Genomic DNA, 23,062 nt, shown 5'->3' with positions numbered 1-23,062 from the left:
TTAACCCGCGTTGTCGGATGCCCGAGGTGGCGGCCACCGCTGCGCTGACCAGCCAGGCTAGGCTAGGCCCGACATGCTGTCGCCACCGTGGAGATCCCCGTGAAGCTCTCGATCCTCATGCCGGTCTATAACGAGGAAGAACGCATCGCGGATGCCCTCAAGCAGGCATTGGCGGTCGACTACCCGTGCGAGATCGAACTGGTGGTGGTCGACGACGGCAGCCGCGACAACACCGGCGAGATTCTCGGTCGGGCGGACGACCAGCGGCTGCGGGTGATCACCCACCAGCGCAACGCCGGCAAGGGCGCGGCCATCAAGACGGCGGTCGACAACGCCGAGGGCGAATACATGGTCATCCTCGACGCTGATCTGGAGTACGACCCGCAGGACATCCCCAAGCTGCTCGACCCGGTGCTCGACGGTCGCGCCACGGTGGTCTACGGCAATCGCACCTTCGGCAGTCACAGCGCCTACAGCTTCTGGTACGTGATGGGCAACAAGGGCGTCACGATGGCGGCGAACGTGCTGTTCAACTCCTACATCGGTGACCTGGAGACCTGCTTCAAGTTGATGCCGGTCGCGCTCTACCGCTCGCTCGAGGTCCGCTCGCGTGGCTTCGGCATGGAGGCCGAGGTGACCGGCAAGCTGCTGCGCCGGCGCATCCGCCCCTACGAGGTGCCGATCAGCTACCGGGCCCGGGGCCGCGAGGAGGGCAAGAAGATCACCTGGAAGGACGGCGTCGAGGCGATCTGGATCCTCGGCCGCGAGCGCGCCCGTCGGCGTCCGGTCACGCCGGCCCGCTGAGACCCACCCCCGCTCCCGCCCACCCCGCCGGCCCCGGTTCAGCGGCCGGCGAGCGCCGGTTCCAGGAACCCGTCGACCGCACGGCGTAGCCCGGCGGCGTCCAGCCCGTGCCACCGGGTGTGGTCATCCGCTGCGCCGTAACGGCGCAGGTCCTCCCGTCCCACCCCGAGGGCCAGCAGTCTGTGCGGCCGGTCGACCAACGCCGCCGACACCACCCGGCTCGACGTGCCGGCCAGACACGGCTCGACCAGGATCACCTCGCTGCCGGCCAGCGCCCGCAGCCCGGCGGTGTCGAACGGCCGCGGCCGGTGGGTGTACGCCACGGTCACCGGCAGGTCGGCCACCGCCGCCATCGCCGCGTCGAGCACCGGTCCCACCGCCACCAGCAGGGGCGCCCCCGGCCCGGCGTCCCGGAGCACCCGCAACGCGCCGTCGCCGCGGTGCGCGCGCCCGTTCTGCTGGGTGGAGAGACGCAGGTACGCCGGTCCGTCGGCGGCCACCGTGGCGCGCAGCAGGTCAGCCACCTCGCCGGCATGCCCGGGCACGTGCACGGTCCACCCGTGCAGCGTGTCGATCAACGACACGTCGGCCGGGGCCAGGTGGGTCCGTCCCGCCGCCGCCCGGTCGTACGACGCGCCCACGCTGACCAGCACGGCGCTCACGTCCTGGTGGTCCAGGTCCAGCTTGATCTGCTCGTACGCCCGCTCCACCAGGAACGGCGCGTAGCTGTGCACGATCGGCCGCAGGCCGGTGAGCGCCAGCCCGCCGGCGACCCCGATCATCAACTGCTCTCGGATGCCCACGTTCACCACCCGGTCCGGGTGTCGCCGGGCGGCCGGCGCGAAGGCGGCGGCGGAGATGTCGGCGAGCACCACGGCGGTGCGCGGGTCCTCGGTCAACAGGTCGGTGGCGGTCTCGATGAAGGTCTCCCGCACGGTCACTCCTGCGTGTCGACGACCGCCACGACGACGTGCGGTCGGTGGTTGTCGTGTCCGGTGAGAGCGCGGTGCAGGGCGTCGTGGTCGCGACCGTCGACGGTGGCGGCGGTCCAGCCGTTCACCGTGAACCGGGCCGCCGCGCCGCCGCCCGGCCAGCCGTGCGTGGCGGAGCGGTTGTCGACCACCACCGCGGTCAGGTTGGCCAGGCCGGTGGCGCCGGCGTACGCGATCGCCTCGTGGTTGGAGCCCTCGTCCAGCTCCGCGTCGCCGAGCAGCACGTACGTCCGGGGGGTGAGCAGGCCCTGGGCCCGCAGCCCTAGCGCGGTGCCGACGCCGAGGCCCAGCCCGTGGCCGAGCGACCCGGAGCCGATCTCCACCCCCGGCACCATCGTCCGGTCCGGGTGGTCGCCGAGCCGGCTGGCCGGACCGCCCTGGTCGTCCAGCCAGTCGCCGGGGACGAAGCCCTTCGCGGCGAGCACCGCGTAGTAGCCGGCGACGGCGTGCCCCTTGGAGAGCAGGAACCGGTCCCGGTCGGGGTCGTCGACGGTGTCGGGGGTGGTCCGGAGAATCCGGTCGTAGAGCACCCAGAGCACGTCGACGGTCGAATACACGTTCGCGCCGAACTCCCGGCCGGCGCCCAGCCGGCGCAGCGGGGCCGCGACCGGCTCGGGCACCGGCGGCGGGACCGGGGCGCTGTCCGGCGGCGGGGCCGGGACGTCCGGCCGGGGCACGGTGGCAGTAGTTGTCGTCATGCGACTAGCCTGCAAGTTGAAGTCCACTTCAACTCAAGGTGAATGATGCACGAGTCCCTCACCATCGGCCAGCTCTCCGACCGCAGCGGGGTGGCGCCGTCCGCGTTGCGCTACTACGAGCGGCTCGGCCTGATCCGCGCCGAGCGCACCGGCGGCAACCAGCGCCGGTACGCCCGGATCGAGCTGCGGCGGGTGGCCTTCATCCGGATCTCCCAGCAGGTCGGCATCTCGCTGGAGGAGATCCGGGCCGCGCTCGACTCGCTGCCCGCCTCGCGTACCCCGACCGCCGCCGACTGGGCCCGGCTCTCCAGCGCCTGGCGTCAGCGGCTGGACGAGCGGATCCGGCTGATGACCAAACTCCGCGACGACCTGGACGGCTGCATCGGCTGCGGCTGCCTGTCGCTGGATCGCTGCACCCTCTACAACCCGGGCGACACCCTGGCCGGCGAGGGCCCGGGGGCCCGGCTCGTGCTGCCTCGGTCGGCGGCCGGGCCCGCACCGGAGCAGGAGGTGGGCGTCAGCCCGTCGTGAGCAGCACCTTGCCGAGGTGATGGCTCCTCTCGACCAGCTCGTGCGCCGCAGCGGCCTCCGCCATCGGCATCCGGCGGTCCACGATCGGCCGTACCTTCCCCGCCTCGACCAGGGGCCACACCTCGTCGCGCACGCCCCGGACGATCGCCGCCTTCTCGTCCAGCGGCCGGGACCGCAACGAGGTGGCCGTGACGGTGGCCCGCTTGGTCAGCAACGCGCCGAGGTCCAGCTCGCCCTTGCGCCCGCCCTGCAGGCCGATCACCGCCAGCCGGCCGCCGGTGGCCAGCGCGGCCACATTCCGGCCCAGGTAGGACGCGCCCATGATGTCGAGGATGACGTCCGCGCCCCGGCCGTCGGTGGCCCCGCGGACCTCGTCGACGAAGTCCTGCTCCCGGTAGTCGATCACCTGGGTGGCGCCCAGCTCGCGCAACCGGTCGTGCTTCGCGCTCCGGGCGGTCGTCAGCACCGTGGCGCCGAGCGCCGCCCCGAGTTGGATCGCGAAGGTGCCGATCCCGCTGCCGCCGCCGTGCACCAGCAGCGTCTCGCCGGCACGCAGACCGGCCAACCGGACCACGTTCGACCAGACGGTGCAGGCCACCTCCGGCAGCGCGGCCGCGTCGACCGGATCGACGCCGGCGGGCACCGGCAGGAGCTGCCCGGCGGGCACCGCCACCCGCTCGGCGTACCCGCCGCCGGCCAGCAGCGCGCAGACCTCCTGGCCGACCTGCCAGCCGGTGACGTCCGGCCCGATCGCGCTGACCACCCCGGAGCACTCCAACCCGGGGTACGCCGGTGCGCCCGGCGGGGGCGGGTAGTGCCCCTGCCGTTGCAGCAGGTCCGCCCGGTTCACCGCGCTGGCCCGCACGTCGACCAGCACCTCGCCGCTGCCCGGCGCGGGATCGGGCACCTCGGTCCAGACCAGCGCGTCGGGTCCACCGGGCTCCGGGACAGTGATCGCTCGCATGGCCCAGTCTTACCCGATCCGCCCCGCTGTCCACGCCCGGGTGGGACATGCCCGGGATTCGTCAGGGGTGCGGGCCGCAAGGTGCCGTCGGGCGGACGCCGCCGCAGCGCCACTGTGGACCCGGCGCCGCCACGATCCCGGTGGTCAGCCCGATAGAGGGAGTCTGTCAGCCGACGCCGGCCGCCCTCGCCGCCGTGCCGCCCTCGTCAGCCCGGTCGGTCGGCATGGCAGACTAGGCACGGCCGCGTACCCGCGGGTCGCGGCCCGGGAGGGTTCGCCTAGTGGCCGATGGCGCTGGTCTTGAAAACCGGTAAGGGCAGCGATGTCCTTCGTGGGTTCGAATCCCACACCCTCCGCCTACTTGAACAGCAAACACCCCCTGACCAGCGCAGAGGCCGATCAGGGGGTGTTTACGTACGGTGAGCCGAGCGTTACCGCATGCGTCTGGATGCGTTGTCTGTCGACGGCCCGACCGAGAGCGACCATTGTGCGGACGTGTTCACGGCGTTGGACCGCGAGTGCACCGATCGCGAGCATGACGAGCGGCACGCCGACAAGCGCGATCCACTGGACGGGCTGGAGATGGATCGCGCGGTCCAGGTGGTTGTTGGAGGTCATCCCCCGATGCGCGGACCGTAGGGGTGCCGCGAGGTACCGATGGCCGGTATATACAAGGTGCCGGACGCGCCCGTCCTGCCGGCGGCCGCCCGTGTTCGAGTTCGGCAGGCCGCCCGGCGAACAGCGCGCCCGGTCTCACCGATCCGGTGGGCAGTCGAATTCGATGCGTAGTTTGTTGAGCTCATCGGCAATCTGCTTGCCGGTCGGGCTTTGCGGGGGAGTGTCCTGGTAGGTGTCGTCGAGGGTCGTCACGATGCCGCACCATCTGTGCTCGGATTCCCGAGCGACGGCGTTGGCGTAAATCATGGACGAGGCGGCAGCGAGGGCCGCGAAGACAAACGAGGCGACGAGGATTCGCCAGGCACGGTGAGTCATTGTCGGTCACCCGCCCCTGATGGTGATGATGACGGCGGCGGCGGCGAGTCCGGCAGCCGAGGCGATGAGAGCGAGCTGGTTGTACCGCCGCCACCATTGCTGCGCAGCGAGATCAACCCCACGCCCGCCGGGATTCCAAGGATCGCGAGGAAAGTCCCCAGGAGCACCGGACTTGCCTGCCCGGGGGGCGCGACCGCCGTCTGGTGCACGATTCCACCGAGCCCGACGAGAATGCAGCCGCCGTCGAGGCATACGCGGATCATTCGTTCCGTCTTCACTGCTCACAGTCCCTAACCTTTCGCCACCACCAGATGGCTGCCCTGCTGCTGTCGAGTCAACAGCGAGGTGTCCGTTGGTCACACCACGAAATGATGTGGCTGACGTGATCCGGATGGGCTGAGAAAGGTCAGTCGGCCGGCGCCAGTCCAGGTGACGCACCGCGCCGGGCGCTGATTCCACAGTATCGAGCGAAAACGGCAAACGACCAGGTCAGAGGGCTGTTCGCCGCCCGTCCTAGCGTTGGCGGTCAGCAACTTGACAGAGCTTCGACCCGGAAGAGGAGTGTCGGAGCCGTAACCGGGCACCATGGATCGACGGGCGCGCGGCTCGGCATTTCCGTTACTCCGGCGGGTCCGCCGAGCGCCGCTCCTGGCGGATCTTCTCCTCGGCCAGGCGCTGGATCGCGCGGCGGCGCTCCTCGGCGATAGCCCGCTCGTCCGGGCGTCGTCGGACCGCGGTCACGACCGCGACCACGAAGTCACGCCAGATGCGGGTCACGAGGCTTCTCCCAGCGCTGTTGCTATAGGACAACGGTAGTGAGCCGAACGGTCCATCGACACCTGGCGCTTCCGGTCGATTGCTGGGCCGCGGCGGGGTAAGAAGGGCGCAGGACTTTGCGCGCAACATCGGAAGGACGCGTCTCGATGACCTTGGAACGATCGATCGCCCCGGACCCCTACGAGCTGCTGCCGACCGTGCCGTCGTTCACCCTGAGCAGTGAGGACGTACAGAACGGCGAGCCGATGGACGTGCGGCACGCGCACGGCAGCACCGGCGGCGAGAACATCTCCCCGCAGCTGAGCTGGTCGGACTTCCCCGCCGACACCCGCAGCTTCGCGGTGACCTGCTTCGACCCCGACGCCCCGACCGGCAGCGGATTCTGGCACTGGGTGCTGGTCAACGTGCCGGCCACCGTCACCCAGCTGCCGCGGGGTGCGGGCGGTGGCGGGGGCGCCGACCTGGGTGGGGCTTTCTCCGTCCGCAACGACTACGGCGAGCAGGGCTACGGCGGCGCCGCGCCGCCGCCCGGGGACCGGCCGCACCGCTACGTCTTCGCGGTGCACGCCCTGGACGTCGATCGTCTCGACCTCACCCCGGAGGCCAGCCCCGCCTACGTGGGCTTCAACCTCACCTTCCACACCCTGGCCCGCGCGGTCATCCGGCCCTCGTACCAGATCAAGGAATGACCTGACCGGCGACCCTGCGGTTGGCGGGCTGACCGCCAACCGCGGGGTCGACCAGCAGAGCGGGTTCAGGCCGGGACCCGGGCCACGGCGAAGACCGACTGCCCGAAGGGCGGGCGGACCAGCTGCTCGGCGGCCTTGGTGGCGGGCAGCACGACGGTGTCGTAGACCTTCACCATCGGGCCCTCCTTCGGCATCAGCCGGAACACCTTGGTCGCCATGAAGTACCCGAGCAGACCGAGCGCGTTGGCGTAGTGGATCTTTTCCACGGTGAGCCCGGCGTCGGTCATCGCCGCGGAGAGGGTCTTCTTGGTGTAGCGGCGCACGTGCCCGGTGGCGATGTCCGCCGGGCTCATCGCGAACTGGAAGGCCGGCACAATGATGATCACCGCTCCGCCGGGCCGGACCAGCTCGCGCATGCTGCTCAGCGCGCCCACGTGGTCGTCGATGTGCTCCAGCACGTTGTACGACACCGCGGCGCTGTAGTCACCCCGCTCCGAGTGCGGCAGCAACATCTCCCGCACGTCGATGCCGGGGTGCTCGGCCAGCCGCTCCTTGAGCTGGACCAGCCGATCCGGGTCCGCCTCGGTGGCGGTGAACCGAGGCAGGCGCTCGGCCCACTCCAGCGCGTAGTCGCCGAGCCCACTGCCGATCTCGATGGGGTTGTCGCCCAGGTAGGGCACGGCCAGCTCGACGAACCAGCGGCGGTGGTTGACTGCTGTCGCAAGGCCCTCCAGCACCTCGGACTGGACGCGCTGGTCCCCAGTGATTTCTGCCATGCGTCGATTCCTCACGGTATGAACTCGACCCGCGCCTGACCGACAGAGTGAATCATCCGCGCGGGGGGCAGAAGAATCGGGGCAACGTGGTCGCCGAATTGCGGTCGGGGGGTGGCACGTGATCGGCGGTCAGCGAACCCGGCACATAGTACGGCAGTACCCCGAAACATGTCACGGTGCTGCCATACGCTGACTACGCTATGAATTGTTATGACTACTCCTGATTCGGACCTCCCCGTCGGCGCTTCCGGTGCCGGGGCGGAGGGCGGGCCCGACCGGGGCGACGACGCTGGGCGGGGGCGGCGGATCGATGCCCTTGCCGTGCTGAGCTTCGTCGCGCTCGGCTTCTGGGTCACCGCGCGGCTCTGGCTCGACCCGCGCAACGGGGTCCGGGACAACCGCTCCGATCAGGCGCAGTTCGAATGGATGATGGCGCACGGTGCGCGGGTGGTCACGCATTTCGCGTATCCGTTCACCTCGGACCGGATGAACGTTCCGGACGGCGTCAATCTCATGGCCAATACGTCCGTATTATCCGTGTCGTTGCCAATGACGCCGATAACGATCCTGTTCGGACCCCGTACCTCGTTCCTGCTCTTTCTCACTCTCGGGATGATCGCCACCGGCGTGGCCTGGTATTTCCTGCTTTCCCGGGTGCTGGTCGGCACGCGCGGGCCCGCCTGGCTCGGGGCGGCGTTCTGCGCGTTCGGGCCGGCCATGGTGTCGCACGCCAACGCCCACCCGAACATCGTGTCGCAGTTCGTGGTGCCCCTGATCATCTGGCGGACCCTGCGCCTCGCTGAGCCCGGCCGCTGGCTGCGCAACGGCGTACTGCTCGCGCTGGTGATCGTCTGGCAGGCGTTCCTCAATCTCGAGGTGCTGCTGATGGTCGCGATCGGGCTGGGCGCGGTGGTGGCCGCGCTCGCCATCGGTCGGCCGGAACTGCGTCGGCAGGCGCGCCCCTTCCTCGCCGGTCTGGGTGTCGCCGCCGCCGTCGCCCTGGTGCTGCTCGCGTACCCGCTCTACGTCCAGTTCTTCGGACCGGGGGCGTACACCGGGCTGCCCCGGCTGATCCGCGGCTACTCCAGCGACCTGGCGTCGTTCGTGGCGTACTCGCGTGAGTCACTGGCCGGCAGCCCCCGGACCGCCGCCGGGTTGGCCAAGAACCCCACCGAGGAGAACAGCTTCTTCGGCTGGCCACTGGTGGTGCTGGTGATCGCGCTGGTCTGGTGGCTACGGCGCAACGTGGTGGTGCTCGGCCTGGCCGTGCTCGGACTGCTCTTCGCGGTGCTCTCGCTCGGCCGTGAGGTGATCTTCGACGGGCGGGAGACCGGCGTGCCGAGTCTCTGGGCGCCGCTGGAGAGCCTGCCGATCCTGCACTCGGTGGTGCCGACCCGGTGGGCGCTGGCGATCACCCCGATCGTCGGGCTGCTGCTCGCCTACGGCGCCGAGCGAGCGCGGACGCTGGCCGCCCGGCACCCGGTGGCCCGGCCGCAGATCCGCTTCGCGACGCTGACCATGCTCGCCATGGCCCTGCTGCCCCTCCTGCCCACCCCGTTGCCGGCGACCCACTTCGACCCGGTCCCCGAGTTCGTCACCTCCGGGGCGTGGCGGCCGTACGTGACCGGCGGGCGCAGCGTGGTGACCCTGCCGCTGCCGGACACCAACTACGCCGAGCCGCTGCGCTGGTCGGCCGCGACCCGGCTGGACCTGCCGCTGGCCCGCGGCTACTTCCTCGGCCCGGACACCCGGCCGGGCACCGAGGAGGGCCGGGTCGCCCTCTTCACCGCTCCGCCCCGCCCCACCAGCAGCTTCTTCACCGTCATCCGGCAGACCGGCGCGGTGCCACCGATCGCCCCGCAGAGCCGGGTGAACGCGGTCGACGACCTGCGGTTCTGGCGGGCCGGCGTGGTGATCCTCGGGCCGCACCGGCACGCGGACGCGCTGCGTCGTGGGATGACGGAGTTGACCGGGATCCAACCGGTCTACCGCGGCGGCGTCTGGGTCTGGGACGTCCGACCGCTGACCGAGTGAGCGGGCCCACCGAGCGAGGCGAGCGGGCCGGTGGCCGACCCGCGCCGCGTCAGTCCTGACGGACGCAGCAGCCCTGACAGACCTTCGGCCGCGGCAGGGTGAAGGCCAGGCAGCAGGTGCGCCGCTGCACGGTCGGCTCGCCGGCCGGCCCGGGCACCAGCTCGACCAGGTCGCTCAGGTCGAGCGCGCCGAGCAGCGCGTCGATGGTCTCGACCGAGGGGCCGGGCAGGACGTCCGTGGCCCGCAGGACGCCGTGCGCGATGCCGGAGGCCACCGAGCCGAGCAGGGTACGGGTGCCGATCCGCACCTCCGCCTGGATCGACGCGATCATCGGGGCCAGGTGGGCGTCCAGCAGCGAGGCGCGGAGCGCGGCGAGCAGCTCGGCCTCGCCGGCGACGACCCGTACCTCGGGATTGCCGGCGAGGGCCAGCGGGTCGCTGGGCAGCACCGCGACGGTCGTCGAGCGGCGCAGCCCGAGGGTGACCAGCGGCCGGTGGTCCTCGAAGTGGATCAGCACGTCGGACGGGTCGAGCAGCGGCACCCGCCGGGCCGAGGCCCAACCGAGCACCACCGGCAGCGCCGTCCAGTAGCTGTACGACTTCCAGGCCAGTGCGGCGCAGGCGTGCGGGGTGCCGCCCCAGCGCTGGGTGGCCGAGTGCAGGAACTCGGGCAGCCGGGTGCCGTCGACCAGGGTGGTCGCCGGGGCCCAGCCGAACTCGTCGGCGACCAGCAGGCCAGGGGCGAGCCCGGGCACGTCGTCGGTGCCGAACATGGCGCGCATGGTTGCCGTGACCGGGGCCAGCGGCGTGGCGGTGAGATCCCGCCCCGGCATCACCGCTGTCACTAGATCATCCCCTGTCCCCAACGCGGATCGTTGAGCTAAGGCTAGCCTAACCACAGTTTGCCGGTCTGAGGAAGGTCCGATCCCGGCCGGATCGAGAGTCCTGGGTCACCCGGCGCCGGCCCGTAAGTCCTGCTCGACGCCCTGCCGGTACTACCCTCGGCCGGGCCGGAGAAACGCCGTGCCGCGTCCGGCGAGCGCGGCAGGATCGACGGCCATCGGTGGATTGTCAAGCAGAGTGTCGGCAAAGTGGCAGTTCCGTGTGCGCCTCGCCACGGAACGTGAAACTGAGACTCCCGGCCACGAGGAAGCCGATGACGACCTCACCCCTCGATCGTGCTGCCGACTCCTTCGCCGCCGAACTCGCCCGCCAACGGACCACGCGGGGACTCTCAAAGAAACAGCTGGCCCTGCTGATGGGCTTCGACCCGTCGTACGTCAGCCACGTCGAGGGGCGGCGGCACCGCCCGACCGAGGACTTCGCCCGGCGCGCGGAGGCCGTCCTGGAGGCCAGCGGCGCGATCTGGCAGCGCTTCCGCGAGTACGACGACCTGCGGCAGGCCCGCAACGGGCAGGCCCAGCGCGAGCTGCCGCTGCCCGGGCAGTGGCTGCCGCCCGGCACCGGCCTGGTCGTCGAGCGGGAGCTGGCCACCCTCGTGCACGCCGACGACGGCTACCGGTGCGTGATCCGGCGGGAGCTGTACAACGCGGGCACCGAGCCGGTCACCCGCTACCTGGTCCGGGTGGCGGTGGACCGCTACCCCAACGACCCGGGCCGCTCCAACCGGCACCACCGGGAGCACCCGCTCACCTTCGCCGAGTTGCAGCTGCGCGCCCACCGGGACGACGGCGGCGGCGAGCGCGAGCCGATGCACTGGCGGGCCAAGCACGACCGGGACGCCTTCAAGGAGATCTGGCTGCTCTTCGAGAACGGCGACCGGCGGTTTCCGCTCTATCCGGGCGACCGGGCCACCATCGAGTACGCCTACCAGGTGGGGGCGGAGAAGTGGGGGCCCTGGTTCCAGCGGGCGGTTCGGCTGCCCACCCGACATCTGGCCGTACGCCTGGACCTGCCGGCGGCCCTCGACCCGCAGGTCTGGGGCGCGGAGACCTCGCTCTCGGCGGAGGAGGGCCCGCTGCGCACCCCCGTCCAGCGGCACGACGACGGCGACCGCGCGGTCTTCGACTGGCAGACGGACGATCCGCCGCTGAACGCCCGATACCGGATGCAGTGGCGGTTCCGGGCCCGGCCCGAGCCGGAGCACGACACCACGCCGACCGGGCGGATCCGCCCGAGCGACCGGATGCGCGCCGCCGGGGTGCTGCAGCGCGGCGCCGACCTGCTGCGCCAGCCGGCGCGGCCGCTCGACCTGCCCGCCGAAGAGCTGGTCGCCCGGGACCTGGTCGAGCGGCTCTCCGCCGCGCTGGTCCGCCTCGACGAACTGCATCCGTTCAGCAAGGGAGTCGGCATCGCGGCGCCGCAGCTCGGCGTCGGCCGGGCGGCGGCGGTGGTCCGGCCGCCGGACCGGGCCGCCGAGCCCGTCGTGCTGCTCAACCCCCGGGTGGTCGACGTCTCTCCGGACACCGACGAGCAGTACGAGGGCTGCCTCTCCTTCTTCGACCACCGCGGGCTGGTCCCCCGGCCGCTGCGCGTCGACGTGGAACACGCCCAGTGGGACGGCAGCCGCATCATCACCTCGTTCGAGTACGGCATGGCCCGGCTGGTGGCGCACGAGATCGACCACCTGGAGGGGCGGCTCTACGTGGACCGGATGACGCCCGGGGTGCCGCTGGTGCCGGTGGAGGAGTACCGCGAAACCGGTCACCCGTGGCGGTACTGACCTCTGCCGCTGTGGAGCGGGTCCGGGGCGCGTGCCCCAGGGGGCAGGGGCACGCGCCCCGGATGGGGGGAGGAAAGTTCCTAGAGTTCGCCGAAGGTGTCGTACCGGATGTGCGGCGGCGGGACGTCGTCCGCGGCGAGCACCCGCAGGGTGGACCGGACCATCCGCGCCGAGCCGGAGACGTAGCAGTCGTGCGCCGTCCACGGGCCGAACCGGGCGACCACGTCGGAGATGTCCCCCTGCTCGCCGTCGAAGTCCGGATCCTCGCTGCACGCCGGGGTGACCGACAGCCACGGGTGCGCCGCGACCAGCTCCTGGAGCCCGGCCAGCCCGTACAGGTCCGCCGGCCGGCGAGCACCGTAGAAGACGTGCACCCAGCGGGTCCGGTTGTAGCTGGTCAGCTCCTCCACCAGCGCCTTGATCGGAGCGAGCCCGACCCCGCCGGCCACGCAGAGGATGTCCCGTTCCGAGGCGCGGTCCAGGGTCATCGAGCCCATCGGCGCGGCCAGCCGGAGCAGGTCGCCCGGCTTCACCCGGCGGACCAGCGCCCCGGACACCCAGCCGGCCCCGGGCGACCGGACGTGGAACTCCAACACGTTCTCGTCGTTCGGCGCATTGGCCACCGAGTACGTCCGCCACACCCGCGGGTGGTGCCGCGGCACCTCCAGGCTCACGTACTGGCCGGCCTTCCACGGCAACGGGTGCTGCAGGGCGCGGACGGTCAGCACGGCGCTGTCCGGGCCGTACCGCTCGTGGGTCAGCACCTCGGCGTGCCAGTACGGCGGGTTCTCGTCGGCTGCCGCCCCGGCCAGCATCTTCTCCGAGATCGCCGAGTACGCGTCCCCCCACGCCTGGTCGTACTCCAGGTTCCAGCCGTCGCCGGCCGTGCTGCACAGGGCGTCCAGCAGGGCGACACCCATCGTCGCGTAGTGCTCGGCGTCGACCTGGTACTTGCGGTGGTCCCGGCCGAGCGCCCGAAGGAACTCGTCGAAGCTCTCCGGGTCGCCGACGGTGTGGATCGCGGTGATGATCGCTTCCAGCAGCCGGTCACCCTGACCGGTCATCTGCACCGGGAATAGCTGCCGCAGGTCGGGGTCGAGCAGGAAGAGCCGGGCGTAGAAATGACCGCTCAGCCGCTCCCGGTGCTCCTCGACCAGGGTCCAGCTCTCCTTCAGCAGTCGCGCGAAGTTGTCCACGGGCGCGCTCCTTCTCCGGACGGCGAATGGGCGCCCATAGAATCTCCACGGAGCGTGCCGACCGGTCGCACAGAATGTGCGATCGGCTCGCGAGGGGTCTTCGCCCGTGTCGAGGGGCAGCTCCGTCAGGCAGAGTGGTGCCGTGACCCTTGAGCTCACCCGCCCGGTGTCGCGCCGGATACTGGGGACCGAGACGCTGCTGGTCCTCGGCCTCTCCCTCGGCCAGTCGGCCGTCTACGCGGTCGTCTCGATCATCGCGAAGCTGACCGCCGAGGGCGGGCTCTCCAAGCAGACCGCCGCGCTGAACACCTCCGCGTCGGCCCGGCCGTGGCTGGACCTGACGTACCAACTGCTCGGCATCGTCTTCGCGCTGCTGCCGGTGCTGCTCGCCGTACACCTGCTGAGCCGCGACCCCGGCGACCCGGTGCGGACGCTCGGCCTGGACGTCGGACGGCCCGGGTCGGACCTGGCCTGCGGCGCCGGGCTGGCGGCGCTGATCGGCCTGCCCGGCCTCGCCCTGTTCTGGGCGGCGGCGCAGCTCGGCGTCAACGCCACCCTGGTGCCGGCCGCGCTGCCCGAGGTCTGGTGGGCGGTGCCCGTGCTGGTCCTCGCCGCCGTGCAGAACGCGGTACTGGAAGAGGTGATCGTGGTCGGCTACCTGGTCACCCGGCTGCGCCAGCTCCACTGGCGGCTCGGCGCCGTCATCGCCACGAGCGCCCTGCTGCGCGGCTCCTACCACCTCTACCAGGGCTTCGGCGCGTTCCTCGGCAACGCCGTGATGGGCGTGGTGTTCAGCCTGTTCTACCTGCGTACCCGGCGGGTGATGCCGCTGATCGTCGCGCACACCCTGCTCGACGTGGTCGCCTTCGTGGGCTACTCGCTGCTGCCCCAGTCCTGGTTCGACTGGCTCTGACGGCCCGCCGGTCCTCGCCGCCGGCCGTCCTCGCCGCCGCCCGTCCTCGCCCGGCCGGTCCTCGTCGCCCGCCGTCCGCGCGTCTGGCGCGGCCCGGGTCGCTCCCGGCGGCGCATGATCGACTCCGAGTCGGCGACATTGCGGTGTCGCACACGCCGGGACACCGCCATTTCCGCGACCTGAAGTGGATCATCCGCCGGCCTGAGCCGGTGCATCGGTGTTTCCGTCGCGCGCGCCAGTCCAGCCGGGTCGTCCACCGGTCAGCCGGTGCGGGCCGGCCGGTAGGTGGTGACCGCGCGGGCCGCCAGCCGCTCGGCCGCCGCCGCGTCGCCGCTCGCCGCAGCGAGGACCGCCGCGCCCGGCAGCAGCCGGGACGCCAACCGCAACGCCAACCAGCCACCGGCCTGCGCGGCCAGCGGCGCCGCGAGCCGCCAGGCGGCCTCCGCCGCGCGGGGCCAGGGCGCGTCGGCCGGCTCGTCCGCCGCCCGCGCCGCATCCAGCGCGGTACGCGCGCTCGCCGCGTCCGGGTGCACCTGGGTCAGCACCAGCAGCTCCGCCGCCCGGTCCGGGTGGGCCGGGTCCCGTCCGTACGCCGCCGCCAGGTGCAGCACCAGGTTGGCCTGGGTCCAGAGCACCGCGGCCAGCTCGGCGAACGGGGCGAAGAACCCGGCGAGCGCCGCGCCCGCCCCGCCCACGCCGGCCAGCCGGACGAACCGCCGGGTGGCCAGCCGGGCCAGCCCGTCCGGCGACGCCTCGGGGTACGCCGACCGCAGCCGCTCGGCCCAGTCCCGGGCACCCGGGCCGAGCGCCTCCACGGCGGCCAGCGCCAGCAACTCCGGCGCGAAGCCGGGATGCTCGAGCACCCGCCCGGTGAGCACCCGCAGCTCCGGCTGCGAGGGCGTGCCCGCCGCGCTCCTCGGTACGGGCGCCTTGCCGATCGTCGCCGCCTTCGTGAGGTGGGGGGCATCCTTCGATGCGCGGACCGCCTCCTCGGCCGGTGCCGCCTCCTCGGCCGGTGCCACCTTCGCGGCCGGTGCCGCGTCCCCGGCCGACGTCGCCTTTCCAGCCGTTGTCGATTTCCGCGCCGGAGCTGTCTTCCGCGCTGGCGCTGCCTTCCGCGCTGGCGCTGCCTTCCGGCCCGGCGCTGCCTTTCGGGCAGTTGCCGCCTTACGGGCCGGTGTCGCGCTCTCCGTAGATGCGGACGCCGCCGTCGTGGCGGCGGCCGACTCTGCTGCGGGCGCCGCCTTCGGTGTGAGCGCTGCCTCCGGTGTGAGCGCTGCCTCTGGTGCGGCAGGTGCCTCCGGCGCGACGCCGCGCAAGTAGCCGCGCTGCTCCGGGGCGGGAACCGAGTCCCTTTCCGCGCTCGCACCTGCCTCGACGGGGGCTGCCAGCGCTGCGGCGGGCAGTATCGCGGCCGCCTGTGCGGCCGGGGCTGCCCGGCGGGCCGGGGTCTGCTTGGTGCCGGGAGCCGCCTTCCTCGTTCCGCCGGCCTTCCTCGGCGTCGCCGGCTGCTCGGCCGCCGCTGGCGTCGCCGGCGCGTTACCGGGCGGTGCCGCTGCCGTGGCCGCTTCGGTCTGCGGGGGCGATTGCGGTGTGCTCGCCAGCGGGGTGGCAGCCGCTTCGGCGGTCACCGGCTGCGCGGACGCGGCGTTCGGGGAGCGCTGGGTCCGATCGGCGGCAGGTGCCGACTCCTCGGCGGGTGTGACGCTCGCCGCATCCGCCCTCTTCCGCGGGCCTGGCTGCCGGGGCAGCGGCTGATCGGGATCGGGCGGCCGGAACAGCACCGGCGGGGCGGCCTTGCCGCGCCGGGCTCGTTTCCTACCGTCTTCTGCGGCCGGCGGTGCCGGCTCGACGGCGGCCGGTGGGAGGGACGGCGGGGTGAAGGTCGCCTTCGGGGAGCGCCGCCGGGCACGCTCAGCAGGCTCGCGGCGGGTCGGCTCGCTCGGGGGCTGCTCCTGCATATCGATGGAGCGTAGTCCCGATCACGCTGGCGCACAGCGTGGAATCGCGGGCGCCGTGGGCTGCCCCGGCAGCACTGGGGAAGTCGCTTTGCTCCCGGTGGGTGGCGACCTGTATCCTCGGGCGCGGTGGTCTGCGGGCCACCGAGGAGACTTCGCCTAGTCTGGTCTATGGCGCCGCACTGCTAATGCGGTTGGGGTCTTAAAGCCCCTCCCGGGTTCGAATCCCGGAGTCTCCGCGCGAAGGCCGGGTGTGTAGACTGGCCGAGCACCAGCGCCCGTAGCTCAATGGATAGAGCATCTGACTACGGATCAGAAGGTTAGGGGTTCGAGTCCCTTCGGGCGCACAAGATCAAACGGCGCCTGACCTGCTAAAAGCCGGTCAGGCGCCGTTTGTCGTACGGTGCCGATGGGCGCATTGGTGCTCGAATGGTGCTCGTACGACGAGGCTGTCGTACGTCCCGGCCCGTCCGTCTCTCTCGGTGTAGCCATGGCCGAGTTCGCTCCACGGACTCGATCGTGCGATGTGGGGTAGACGAGGGAGAGCCATCCGCTCGTAGTGGTATGGCATCCCGGTGCAGGCCCCCAACCGTCGCGCACTGGACGCCTACGGGCTCGCGCTGGCTTTAGCGCCTTTAGAACTCGGCGAGCACATTCGTGGGCCGGCGCAGGGTGGCGAGGCGGGTTGAGGCATCGGCCCTGCGAGCATCGGCGGTGACGGCCGAGAGGACATCCAGGGGGTGCTGCTCGGCCCGTGGTCCGACGGCAACACCGTCATGGTGGCCGACGACGGCGTCACCACCCCCGCCGACGGAGAGAGCCAGCGCCCTGGCAGGCATCCCGCCGACGTCGGCCGGCTCGCGATCCTCACCCCTGCCGAAACCGCGGACCTGGTGGCCACCCTCGCCGAGTCGCACACCGGCCAACCCCAGCCGACGCCCCCGACTGAACCCGCACCACCGCCGCTCCAGGCCGCGACTCCAACCTCGGCGGCCGCGGCCACACCGACAGACACGCCGGTGGTCGCACCGGCTGACACGGACGCCGACGCCGAGCAGGACGTGGAGGCCGGCCACGACCGGAGCGGCGACACCTACAAGACACAGTCTGCGGCGGGTGCCGTTGGCATCACCGACGTCTCGGTTCCCGTTGAGCTGAGCGCCGCAGCCAGCCAGGGCGGCGACGCCCGCCCAACAGCCGACGCGACGGCGACAATCAACCACCGCAGGGCTGCCGTCGGCGGGCGGTCCCCAGCCGCAGCCGGCCGGGACGTCGATGCCGAGCCGACGACGCAGCCGGGAAGGGCGGCGGTGAGGGTGCTCGGGATACCCGGCATCGTCGACGGCGACCCGCAGCGCAGCCTGCGCGCGAAGTCCCTCGAACTGCTGGTGTATCTGGCGGTCCGCGACGGCAGCGCGTCCACGGAGGCGATCCTGGACGACCTGCTGCCCGACGCGCCCGCCAGCAAGGCCGTGCACCGGCTGCACACCTACGTCTCGGACCTGCGCGGCGTCCTGCGGCACAACGGCGGCCCCGGCACCTACCTCACCTACCCCCACCGCCGATACGAACTCAACCCCGAACGCTTCGACATCGACCTGTGGCGGATGCGCACAGCGATCCGCGCCGCCGACGCCGCCGGATCCAAACCCGAACGGATCGCGGCACTGCGCCGCGCCGTCGACACCTACCAACCACTCGCCGAGGGCCGCGAATACGAATGGCTCGAGCCCTACCGGGAGAAGATCCGCCAGGACGCCCTCGACGCCGCCGTGGCCCTCGCCGAGGAACTCACCGGCCAACCCACCGAGCAACTCGCCGTCCTCGACGCCGCGATCAGCCAACACCCCTACGCCGAAACGCTGTACCAGGCCGCCATGCGCGCCCGCGCGCAACTCGGCCACCCCGACGCCATCCGCGCGCTACGCCGGACATTGACCCGCCGGCTCGCCGAGATCGACGCCGAACCCGCCGACGACACCCTCGCCCTGGCCGACCAGCTCACCGCCGACCTACGCCGCGCCGGCCGCGACGCACGGACACGACGCTCCGCCCTCACAGACGGAGCGTCCGCATGAACACCGCACCGCACACCGGCAATCCGACCACCACCGCCGGCGCCGCGGCGTCGGCTGACACCGGCGCGCATCTGCGGCGGCTGCGCTGGGCCGTACGCGCCACGCTCACCCTCGGCGTCGCCACCTCCGTGGCGGCAAACGTTCTGCACGCCCAATCAAACCCGATCAGCCAGATCATCGCCGCATGGCCACCACTGGCGCTGCTACTCACCGTCGAACTGATCTCCCGCGTCCCGCACCACCGCCGATCCCTCGGCACCATCCGGATCACCGCGACGGCCATCATCGCCGCCATCGCGACCTGGGTCAGCTACTGGCACCTCGTCGGCGTCGCCACCCGGTACGGGGAAACTGAAGCCGCCGCCGCATACCTGCTGCCCATATCCGTCGACGGACTCGTCATCGTCGCCAGCGTCAGCCTCGTCGAGCTCACCGCCAGGATCCGCGCGGCGACACCTGACCACCACCCTGCGCTCATCGCGTCGCCCGAATCCCCACCGGCCGCCACAGAGCCCACCACCCACGTGATCCGACAGCGATCGGCGCGCCCAGCACACTCGCTCCCGAGCAGCGCCCCGCCGCTCGGGCGGAGGCCGCGCCAGCCGGCACACGGACTCGACGGCCGGTCAGAGCCGTCACCGTGCCAACCGCCTCGCAGGAAACGACCGGCGCACCCACTGCGGCACCTGACGGTGCCCGCCAGGATGCCGGAAACACGGCCAACGTTGATTCCGCTGCACGCGGCAATGACCAGCCGCCGCAGGCGGCCGATGCCAGCGACCCCGCCACGCCCGCCGACACCGCCAACGGGAAGGCGTCCCGCTCCGCGCGATCGCACCAGCGATTCGCGAACCCACAGCCGCTAGATCGGCTCGACGCCGCCCAGCGCGTGGAGCCACCGCCACGGAGGCCGGACAAGGAACCCAGGACGGAGACGGATACAGCAGACGGCGCGGTCTCCGACGGGGGACCCGTGCCGCCGGAGACCGCCAGCGCGGTGGCTTACTGGTATCGGCGTGAGCCCAACCTGCACCCAGCCGAGATCGCCGCGCGGATCGGCCGGTCTGAACGCACCGTCCGCCGGTACTGGCCGCCGCCAGCCACCCGCCACCCGTCACCGGCGACAACGTCAGCGACGTAGCCGAGAGCGCCTCCGACGCTGAGGGCGCCGACTCCACACCGGGCCTCACGCAACCAGCTACCCCTCAGCCTGGTTCGACCGCGTCAGGCCGCCCGCCAACGACAGACACGGCGCCTGCCTCGACGACCTGATGGACGAGCTGGTGTCGGCGTACGAGTCAACGTGCCCAGCCATGTACAGCTGAACATGCACAGCGTCGTGTAGACGGACGCTGAGATGAGAGCGGGCAGTTCGCACCTCCAACCGCTCCCGAGCCGACCAGCGGTGCCTCAGCGAAACCCATGGGTAGTGTCGGTGGCCGTCGTGACGTTCCGTGACCAGCGATGCGCCATCGGCATGGCGGCGCAACGCTTCTGCCGAGATCCTTGCATCCGATCTTGACCTTCGGTATGGCGCCTCAACCGCCACCGTGGCAGCCCGTTCGGGCTTTCGGGATCTTGGCGTGGCGGTAGCCGTAGCCGTCGAGCAGGCGCCAGGGCACCGGGCTTAGATGTCGTGGAGGAACAGGGTCATGCCGCTGAGGCGGTCGCCGGTCAGGGTGAGCACCATCAGCCCGCCGGGTCGTTCGGTGCCGTCCCCGATGAGGTGCGAGACCAACGCGGGCTGACCGTTCATGCGAGTTGGGCGTAGCCGGATTCTTAGCCTTTGGCTGACGCGCCAGGCGGCGCTGGTTCGCAGGAACGAGATGATCGCCGCCACACCGTGGTACTCGTGCGGGGCGGGCGGCATGGCTAGCCATGCCTGGTCGGTGAGCAGACTGACCAGGGTGTCGAAATCGTCAGCGGCGAAGGCTTCGGCGAAGCGGTTGACCATCTGGCGTTCGCGCGCCGATCCGGGGGTGGGTGGCGCCGCGTGGGCGGGGTCGCGGTGGCGTTCGATCGCGCCGCGTGCGCGCTGCAGCAGACCTTTGATGGCGGTCGGTGTGGTGTCCAGCATCGGTGCGACCTCACCGAGCGGGTACCCGAGCACGTCGCAGAGCACCAGCACGGCGGCTTGTCCCGGTGTGAGGCGCTGCAGCGCGGCGATGAACGCCAGCTCGATCGCCTCCCGGGCGGTGTAGCGCGCCTCGGGGTCGCGGTCGGTGTCGGGCACGTGCTCCAGCAGCGCGTCGGGGTAGGGCTGCAGCCAGGTCACGTGAGTGCGGCGGCTGGGCTCCGGCGGCTGGAACGGCGGCTGCGGCTCGGGCGGGATCTGTCGGCCCCGAGCGCGCAGCGCGTTGAGGCAGCGGTTGGTGGCGATCCGGTACAGCCAGGACCGCAGTGACGCGCGGCCCTCGAATCCATCCAGGCCGCGCCAGGCCGCCAGCAGCACCTCCTGCAGTACGTCCTCGGCATCGGTCACCGAGCCCAGCAGGCGGTAGCAGTGCACCAGCAACTCGCGCCGATGCTCCGCCACCAGATCCTCGAACGTGACCCCCGTCACAGCCGTTCCGTTCCTCGGGTCGCCGGTGTCGTAACAGGCAACACCGGAAGGAGAGATCATGACCAGCCCAGCATTGCAGATCGCCTTAGCCCACCATCGCGCGTGGACCGGCAAAGACCTCGAAACGGCGATGACCTACATCGCGGACCACGTTGTACTAGACGCTCCACCCGGACGGATCACCGGCATCCACGCCTACCGCGAATTTCTAGGGCCCTTCGCGGAACAGTTCCTGATCCGCGCGGAGATGGTCGCCGCGTTCGGGGACGACAGCACCGCCCTGCTCATGTACGACACCGAAACGATCCCGGCCAAGAGCGCACCGGCGGCCGAGTGCGTCACGGTTCGGGACGGAAAGATCACCTACAACCGGTTCATCTTCGACCGCCTGCCGTTCGAAGAGTTCCAACGCCGGCAGGCCGGTGATGGCGTTCGATGACGAACTGGCCGGCCGGGTGCGGGCGGTCATCGCCGACCAGTCCGGCGTGACCGAAAAGCGGATGTTCGGCGGGCTCACCTGGCTGGTGCACGGCCACATGGCCGTCGTCGCACTCAATGGGGGAGGCCTCATGGTGCGGGTCGACCGGGCCGACCACGAAGCGATGCTCGCCGAACCCGGTACCGCCACGATGATGATGCGCGGCCGGCCCTTGCGGGGCTGGATCACAGTGGCCGAGCAGGCCTGTGCCACGCGTTCGGACCTGGCCACCTGGGTACGGCGCGGACTTGCCTACGCGTTTACACTGCCAGGCCGGTAGGCCGTCAGCTCACCCGCCGGTACCGCGTACCGGCGGGTGAGCTGGGCATCCGCTCACTCCGCAGACAATGCGCGCTGCCGGCTGGCACCCCTGTGACTGCCCGTAACCAGCCCTCACCGCCCTGGACGTCCTGCCTCGCGGAGAAGTTGACTCGGGTCGCGCCCTCGGTGGGCGCCTGGCCTAGGCTGCGTCATCATGGAGCTGCACGGGTCAGGAATCCTTCGGCATCAGGCATTGCGCGACGGATTCGTACCGGCGGAAGGGGCACAGCAGGGCTTCGCCGAGGCCATCGATCGACACATCGACGAGCACTTCGGGCCGGTCGATTTCGTCTACCATGAGATCGCTTCACGCTTGGTCGGTGTGCACATCTATGTCGTGGCCCCTACCGAGGAACGCCCGTACCGGACGCTGATCACCTCAGGGATGAGCGAGCTGCCGATGATGATCCCGGAAGGGCACGACATCAGCCCGTATGCCGAACTGATGCTCAGCCTGCCGGCCGATTGGCCGTTGACCGCGGCGTCCGGGCTCGACGACGACCGGACCGGCTGGCCGTTGCAGATACTTAAGCAGGTTGCGCGGCTGCCGCACGAATACGGGACCTGGATCGGCGAATGGCACTCCGTGCCGAATGGCGACCCGGCGCAGCCCTACGCTCCCAACACTCCCTTCGCCGGGGTCGTCATCACGCCGATGCTGCATGTGCCGGCCGAGGCCCGGACCATCGAGGTCGGCGACGGCACCCGGATCGCGTTGCTCGCGCTAATCCCTCTGCACCCGGAGGAGGTGGCGGTCAAGGTCGATCGGGGCACAAATGCACTGATCGAGGTGCTCGACCGTGGCCGTGTCACCGAACTGCTGGACCCGGACCGGCCCTCGTACGCCTGACAACTGTTCATGCGACTCATGACCGAAGCGGAGACTGGCTAACGTCTGAGTGTCATCGCGTACCTCCTCCGCGCGCCTCTACGACGTACGCAACACAAGATCAGATGCACGGATCTGGTAGCCGCCGTTCGCGCTCGGCCTGTTCGCCGGCCGTCACCGCTGCGTGGTTTGCGTTGGATCGCCGCTGTAGAGGGCTACGAAGACGCGGTCCCGCAGGATCTCGTACTGCTGACGGCATCGCCGAGGTGGGCCCGGCGGGCGTTGCTGGACCTGACCGCCGACAACGACTTCCGGTGGCTGGAACTGGTCAGCTGTCAGGTCGACCTCGCGGCCGTCGGCCAATCGATTCCAGTAGTGGTAGCCGACCTTGGCGTCTCCGGCGAGGACCTCGCCGAGGATCAGCTCTCCGCCGAGCAGGTCCTGAATGATCAAGGCAGTCACCCCGCATTGACCACGGGCTGCGTTGCCGGCGTGCCAATCCTGCACATCGTGCGGGTCGCAGGTATCCGCTCCCCAGCCGCCGCGCAGTACCGGCCGCAGCATCTCCAGATCAATCGCGAGAGGGACTGATCGTTGGTCGCGCTCTTCAGACGTCACCCAGGAAGGGTCAGCCCTCGACCGGGTCGAGAGTCAAGAAATACCCCGCCTCGGGTCCTGGCCGGCCGAACGGCGCCACTACCGGGCGCGCTCATCTGCCGCGAGGCGCGCGCTACGCGGCGTTACGAAGTGCTGACTCGGCCGGCATACGCACATGCCGATGGGCGT

At 71.3% G+C, this 23,062-nt stretch carries 23 protein-coding genes and 3 tRNA genes; 15 read left to right on the top strand and 11 right to left on the bottom strand.

Features of this window, described 5'->3' with window-relative positions:
• Nucleotides 1-99: 99 nt before the first annotated feature.
• Nucleotides 100-804, top strand: a complete 705-nt coding sequence (locus AB0C04_RS00240) for a glycosyltransferase family 2 protein (protein WP_357048999.1) — start codon at nt 100-102, stop codon at nt 802-804.
• A gap of 38 nt (nt 805-842) precedes the next feature.
• Here the strand turns inward: AB0C04_RS00240 and AB0C04_RS00235 are convergent, their stop codons facing one another.
• The gene (locus AB0C04_RS00235) at nt 843-1,739 is read right to left on the bottom strand and encodes a transketolase (protein ID WP_357046390.1); all 897 of its coding nucleotides are present in this window, start codon (nt 1,737-1,739) and stop codon (nt 843-845) included.
• Nucleotides 1,740-1,741: 2 nt separating this feature from the next.
• Complete coding sequence (locus AB0C04_RS00230) at nt 1,742-2,521, bottom strand: transketolase (RefSeq protein WP_357046388.1); 780 nt, start codon at nt 2,519-2,521, stop codon at nt 1,742-1,744.
• Between the two features lie 18 nt (nt 2,522-2,539).
• On the opposite strand from AB0C04_RS00230, the gene soxR reads away from it, so the two are divergent.
• A complete protein-coding gene (gene soxR, locus AB0C04_RS00225) occupies nt 2,540-3,025 on the top strand; it encodes a redox-sensitive transcriptional activator SoxR (protein ID WP_357046386.1) in 486 nt (161 codons plus the stop codon).
• Here the strand turns inward: soxR and AB0C04_RS00220 are convergent.
• A complete protein-coding gene (locus AB0C04_RS00220; RefSeq protein ID WP_357046384.1) occupies nt 3,012-3,989 on the bottom strand; it encodes an NAD(P)H-quinone oxidoreductase in 978 nt (325 codons plus the stop codon). The two genes, soxR and AB0C04_RS00220, sit on opposite strands and share 14 nt — an antisense overlap.
• Nucleotides 3,990-4,256: 267 nt before the next feature.
• Between AB0C04_RS00220 and AB0C04_RS00215 the strand changes: the two genes are divergently transcribed.
• Nucleotides 4,257-4,345: transfer RNA gene (locus AB0C04_RS00215), tRNA-Ser, on the top strand.
• An 82-nt stretch (nt 4,346-4,427) separates the two neighbouring features.
• Nucleotides 4,428-4,628 (top strand): hypothetical protein, encoded by a 201-nt coding sequence (locus AB0C04_RS00210; RefSeq protein WP_357046382.1) that lies wholly within the window; start codon nt 4,428-4,430, stop codon nt 4,626-4,628.
• 114 nt (nt 4,629-4,742) lie between these two features.
• Here AB0C04_RS00210 and AB0C04_RS00205 read toward each other — a convergent pair whose 3' ends face one another.
• Both AB0C04_RS00205 and AB0C04_RS00200 read right to left on the bottom strand, forming a co-directional pair.
• Nucleotides 4,743-4,982 carry a hypothetical protein gene (locus AB0C04_RS00205; RefSeq protein ID WP_357046380.1) on the bottom strand — a complete coding sequence of 80 codons (240 nt, stop codon included), beginning with the start codon at nt 4,980-4,982 and terminating at the stop codon, nt 4,743-4,745.
• Nucleotides 4,983-5,600: 618 nt separating this feature from the next.
• A complete protein-coding gene (locus AB0C04_RS00200; RefSeq protein WP_357046378.1) occupies nt 5,601-5,759 on the bottom strand; it encodes a hypothetical protein in 159 nt (52 codons plus the stop codon).
• Nucleotides 5,760-5,905: 146 nt separating this feature from the next.
• Between AB0C04_RS00200 and AB0C04_RS00195 the strand changes: the two genes are divergently transcribed.
• On the top strand, nt 5,906-6,448 hold the full coding sequence (locus AB0C04_RS00195; RefSeq protein ID WP_357046376.1) for a YbhB/YbcL family Raf kinase inhibitor-like protein: 543 nt from the start codon (nt 5,906-5,908) through the stop codon (nt 6,446-6,448).
• A 65-nt stretch (nt 6,449-6,513) separates the two neighbouring features.
• Here the strand turns inward: AB0C04_RS00195 and AB0C04_RS00190 are convergent, their stop codons facing one another.
• On the bottom strand, nt 6,514-7,224 hold the full coding sequence (locus AB0C04_RS00190; RefSeq protein WP_357046374.1) for a class I SAM-dependent methyltransferase: 711 nt from the start codon (nt 7,222-7,224) through the stop codon (nt 6,514-6,516).
• A gap of 210 nt (nt 7,225-7,434) precedes the next feature.
• On the opposite strand from AB0C04_RS00190, the gene AB0C04_RS00185 reads away from it, so the two are divergent.
• Entirely contained in the window at nt 7,435-9,258 is a 1,824-nt protein-coding gene (locus tag AB0C04_RS00185; protein WP_357046372.1) for a hypothetical protein, read from the top strand.
• A gap of 49 nt (nt 9,259-9,307) precedes the next feature.
• Here the strand turns inward: AB0C04_RS00185 and AB0C04_RS00180 are convergent, their stop codons facing one another.
• On the bottom strand, nt 9,308-10,090 hold the full coding sequence (locus AB0C04_RS00180) for an IucA/IucC family C-terminal-domain containing protein (RefSeq protein ID WP_357048996.1): 783 nt from the start codon (nt 10,088-10,090) through the stop codon (nt 9,308-9,310).
• Between the two features lie 323 nt (nt 10,091-10,413).
• Here AB0C04_RS00180 and AB0C04_RS00175 point away from each other — a divergent pair, with 323 nt between their 5' ends.
• Nucleotides 10,414-11,940: a peptide deformylase gene (locus AB0C04_RS00175; RefSeq protein WP_357046369.1), complete on the top strand. Its 1,527-nt coding sequence runs from the start codon at nt 10,414-10,416 to the stop codon at nt 11,938-11,940.
• Nucleotides 11,941-12,020: 80 nt separating this feature from the next.
• On the opposite strand, the gene AB0C04_RS00170 is transcribed toward AB0C04_RS00175, so the two are convergent.
• Nucleotides 12,021-13,136 carry a globin domain-containing protein gene (locus AB0C04_RS00170; RefSeq protein ID WP_357046367.1) on the bottom strand — a complete coding sequence of 372 codons (1,116 nt, stop codon included), beginning with the start codon at nt 13,134-13,136 and terminating at the stop codon, nt 12,021-12,023.
• A 142-nt stretch (nt 13,137-13,278) separates the two neighbouring features.
• Between AB0C04_RS00170 and AB0C04_RS00165 the strand changes: the two genes are divergently transcribed.
• Nucleotides 13,279-14,049 carry a CPBP family intramembrane glutamic endopeptidase gene (locus AB0C04_RS00165; RefSeq protein WP_357046365.1) on the top strand — a complete coding sequence of 257 codons (771 nt, stop codon included), beginning with the start codon at nt 13,279-13,281 and terminating at the stop codon, nt 14,047-14,049.
• Between the two features lie 260 nt (nt 14,050-14,309).
• Here AB0C04_RS00165 and AB0C04_RS00160 read toward each other — a convergent pair whose 3' ends face one another.
• On the bottom strand, nt 14,310-15,071 hold the full coding sequence (locus AB0C04_RS00160) for a hypothetical protein (RefSeq protein WP_357046363.1): 762 nt from the start codon (nt 15,069-15,071) through the stop codon (nt 14,310-14,312).
• Between the two features lie 1,084 nt (nt 15,072-16,155).
• Here AB0C04_RS00160 and AB0C04_RS00155 point away from each other — a divergent pair.
• From AB0C04_RS00155 to AB0C04_RS00140, 4 genes are all read left to right on the top strand, one after another.
• Nucleotides 16,156-16,246, top strand: a tRNA-Ser gene (locus AB0C04_RS00155).
• Nucleotides 16,247-16,281: 35 nt separating this feature from the next.
• Nucleotides 16,282-16,354 (top strand) — tRNA-Arg (locus tag AB0C04_RS00150).
• A gap of 393 nt (nt 16,355-16,747) precedes the next feature.
• Nucleotides 16,748-18,085, top strand: a complete 1,338-nt coding sequence (locus AB0C04_RS00145; RefSeq protein ID WP_357046361.1) for a BTAD domain-containing putative transcriptional regulator — start codon at nt 16,748-16,750, stop codon at nt 18,083-18,085.
• Nucleotides 18,082-18,951 (top strand): DUF2637 domain-containing protein, encoded by an 870-nt coding sequence (locus AB0C04_RS00140; RefSeq protein WP_357046359.1) that lies wholly within the window; start codon nt 18,082-18,084, stop codon nt 18,949-18,951. The genes AB0C04_RS00145 and AB0C04_RS00140 overlap by 4 nt, the downstream gene beginning before the upstream one ends.
• 761 nt (nt 18,952-19,712) lie before the next feature.
• On the opposite strand, the gene AB0C04_RS00135 is transcribed toward AB0C04_RS00140, so the two are convergent.
• On the bottom strand, nt 19,713-20,708 hold the full coding sequence (locus tag AB0C04_RS00135) for an RNA polymerase subunit sigma-70 (RefSeq protein WP_357046357.1): 996 nt from the start codon (nt 20,706-20,708) through the stop codon (nt 19,713-19,715).
• Here AB0C04_RS00135 and AB0C04_RS00130 point away from each other — a divergent pair.
• The 3 genes from AB0C04_RS00130 to AB0C04_RS00120 all read left to right on the top strand — a co-directional run bounded on the left by AB0C04_RS00130 (nt 20,707) and on the right by AB0C04_RS00120 (nt 22,297).
• Nucleotides 20,707-21,087, top strand: coding sequence for a nuclear transport factor 2 family protein (locus tag AB0C04_RS00130; protein WP_357046355.1), 381 nt, complete (start codon nt 20,707-20,709; stop codon nt 21,085-21,087). The genes AB0C04_RS00135 and AB0C04_RS00130 overlap by 2 nt on opposite strands.
• The gene (locus tag AB0C04_RS00125) at nt 21,074-21,406 is read left to right on the top strand and encodes a TfoX/Sxy family protein (protein WP_357046353.1); all 333 of its coding nucleotides are present in this window, start codon (nt 21,074-21,076) and stop codon (nt 21,404-21,406) included. Before AB0C04_RS00130 ends, AB0C04_RS00125 begins: the two co-directional genes overlap by 14 nt.
• Nucleotides 21,407-21,601: 195 nt before the next feature.
• A complete protein-coding gene (locus AB0C04_RS00120) occupies nt 21,602-22,297 on the top strand; it encodes a suppressor of fused domain protein (RefSeq protein WP_357046351.1) in 696 nt (231 codons plus the stop codon).
• A 153-nt stretch (nt 22,298-22,450) separates the two neighbouring features.
• Here AB0C04_RS00120 and AB0C04_RS00115 read toward each other — a convergent pair whose 3' ends face one another.
• Nucleotides 22,451-22,894 carry a hypothetical protein gene (locus tag AB0C04_RS00115; RefSeq protein ID WP_357046349.1) on the bottom strand — a complete coding sequence of 148 codons (444 nt, stop codon included), beginning with the start codon at nt 22,892-22,894 and terminating at the stop codon, nt 22,451-22,453.
• Nucleotides 22,895-23,062 lie beyond the last annotated feature (168 nt).

Source organism: Micromonospora sp. NPDC048909 (assembly GCF_040649635.1).
In the GTDB taxonomy this organism is placed as follows: domain Bacteria; phylum Actinomycetota; class Actinomycetes; order Mycobacteriales; family Micromonosporaceae; genus Micromonospora.
Note: the sequence above shows the minus strand (reverse complement) of the source record. Positions and strands in the feature narration are given on the sequence as shown.

Coding starts and splice junctions, on each gene's coding strand:
- AB0C04_RS00120 (WP_357046351.1), top strand. CDS start 21,602: ATGGAGCTGCACGGGTCAGGAATCCTTCGGCATCAGGCATTGCGCGAC.
- AB0C04_RS00185 (WP_357046372.1), top strand. CDS start 7,435: ATGACTACTCCTGATTCGGACCTCCCCGTCGGCGCTTCCGGTGCCGGG.
- AB0C04_RS00210 (WP_357046382.1), top strand. CDS start 4,428: ATGCGTCTGGATGCGTTGTCTGTCGACGGCCCGACCGAGAGCGACCAT.
- AB0C04_RS00220 (WP_357046384.1), bottom strand. CDS start 3,989: ATGCGAGCGATCACTGTCCCGGAGCCCGGTGGACCCGACGCGCTGGTC.
- AB0C04_RS00125 (WP_357046353.1), top strand. CDS start 21,074: ATGGCGTTCGATGACGAACTGGCCGGCCGGGTGCGGGCGGTCATCGCC.
- AB0C04_RS00135 (WP_357046357.1), bottom strand. CDS start 20,708: ATGATCTCTCCTTCCGGTGTTGCCTGTTACGACACCGGCGACCCGAGG.
- AB0C04_RS00190 (WP_357046374.1), bottom strand. CDS start 7,224: ATGGCAGAAATCACTGGGGACCAGCGCGTCCAGTCCGAGGTGCTGGAG.
- AB0C04_RS00175 (WP_357046369.1), top strand. CDS start 10,414: ATGACGACCTCACCCCTCGATCGTGCTGCCGACTCCTTCGCCGCCGAA.
- soxR (WP_357046386.1), top strand. CDS start 2,540: ATGCACGAGTCCCTCACCATCGGCCAGCTCTCCGACCGCAGCGGGGTG.
- AB0C04_RS00140 (WP_357046359.1), top strand. CDS start 18,082: ATGAACACCGCACCGCACACCGGCAATCCGACCACCACCGCCGGCGCC.
- AB0C04_RS00180 (WP_357048996.1), bottom strand. CDS start 10,090: ATGCCGGGGCGGGATCTCACCGCCACGCCGCTGGCCCCGGTCACGGCA.
- AB0C04_RS00130 (WP_357046355.1), top strand. CDS start 20,707: ATGACCAGCCCAGCATTGCAGATCGCCTTAGCCCACCATCGCGCGTGG.
- AB0C04_RS00205 (WP_357046380.1), bottom strand. CDS start 4,982: ATGACTCACCGTGCCTGGCGAATCCTCGTCGCCTCGTTTGTCTTCGCG.
- AB0C04_RS00195 (WP_357046376.1), top strand. CDS start 5,906: ATGACCTTGGAACGATCGATCGCCCCGGACCCCTACGAGCTGCTGCCG.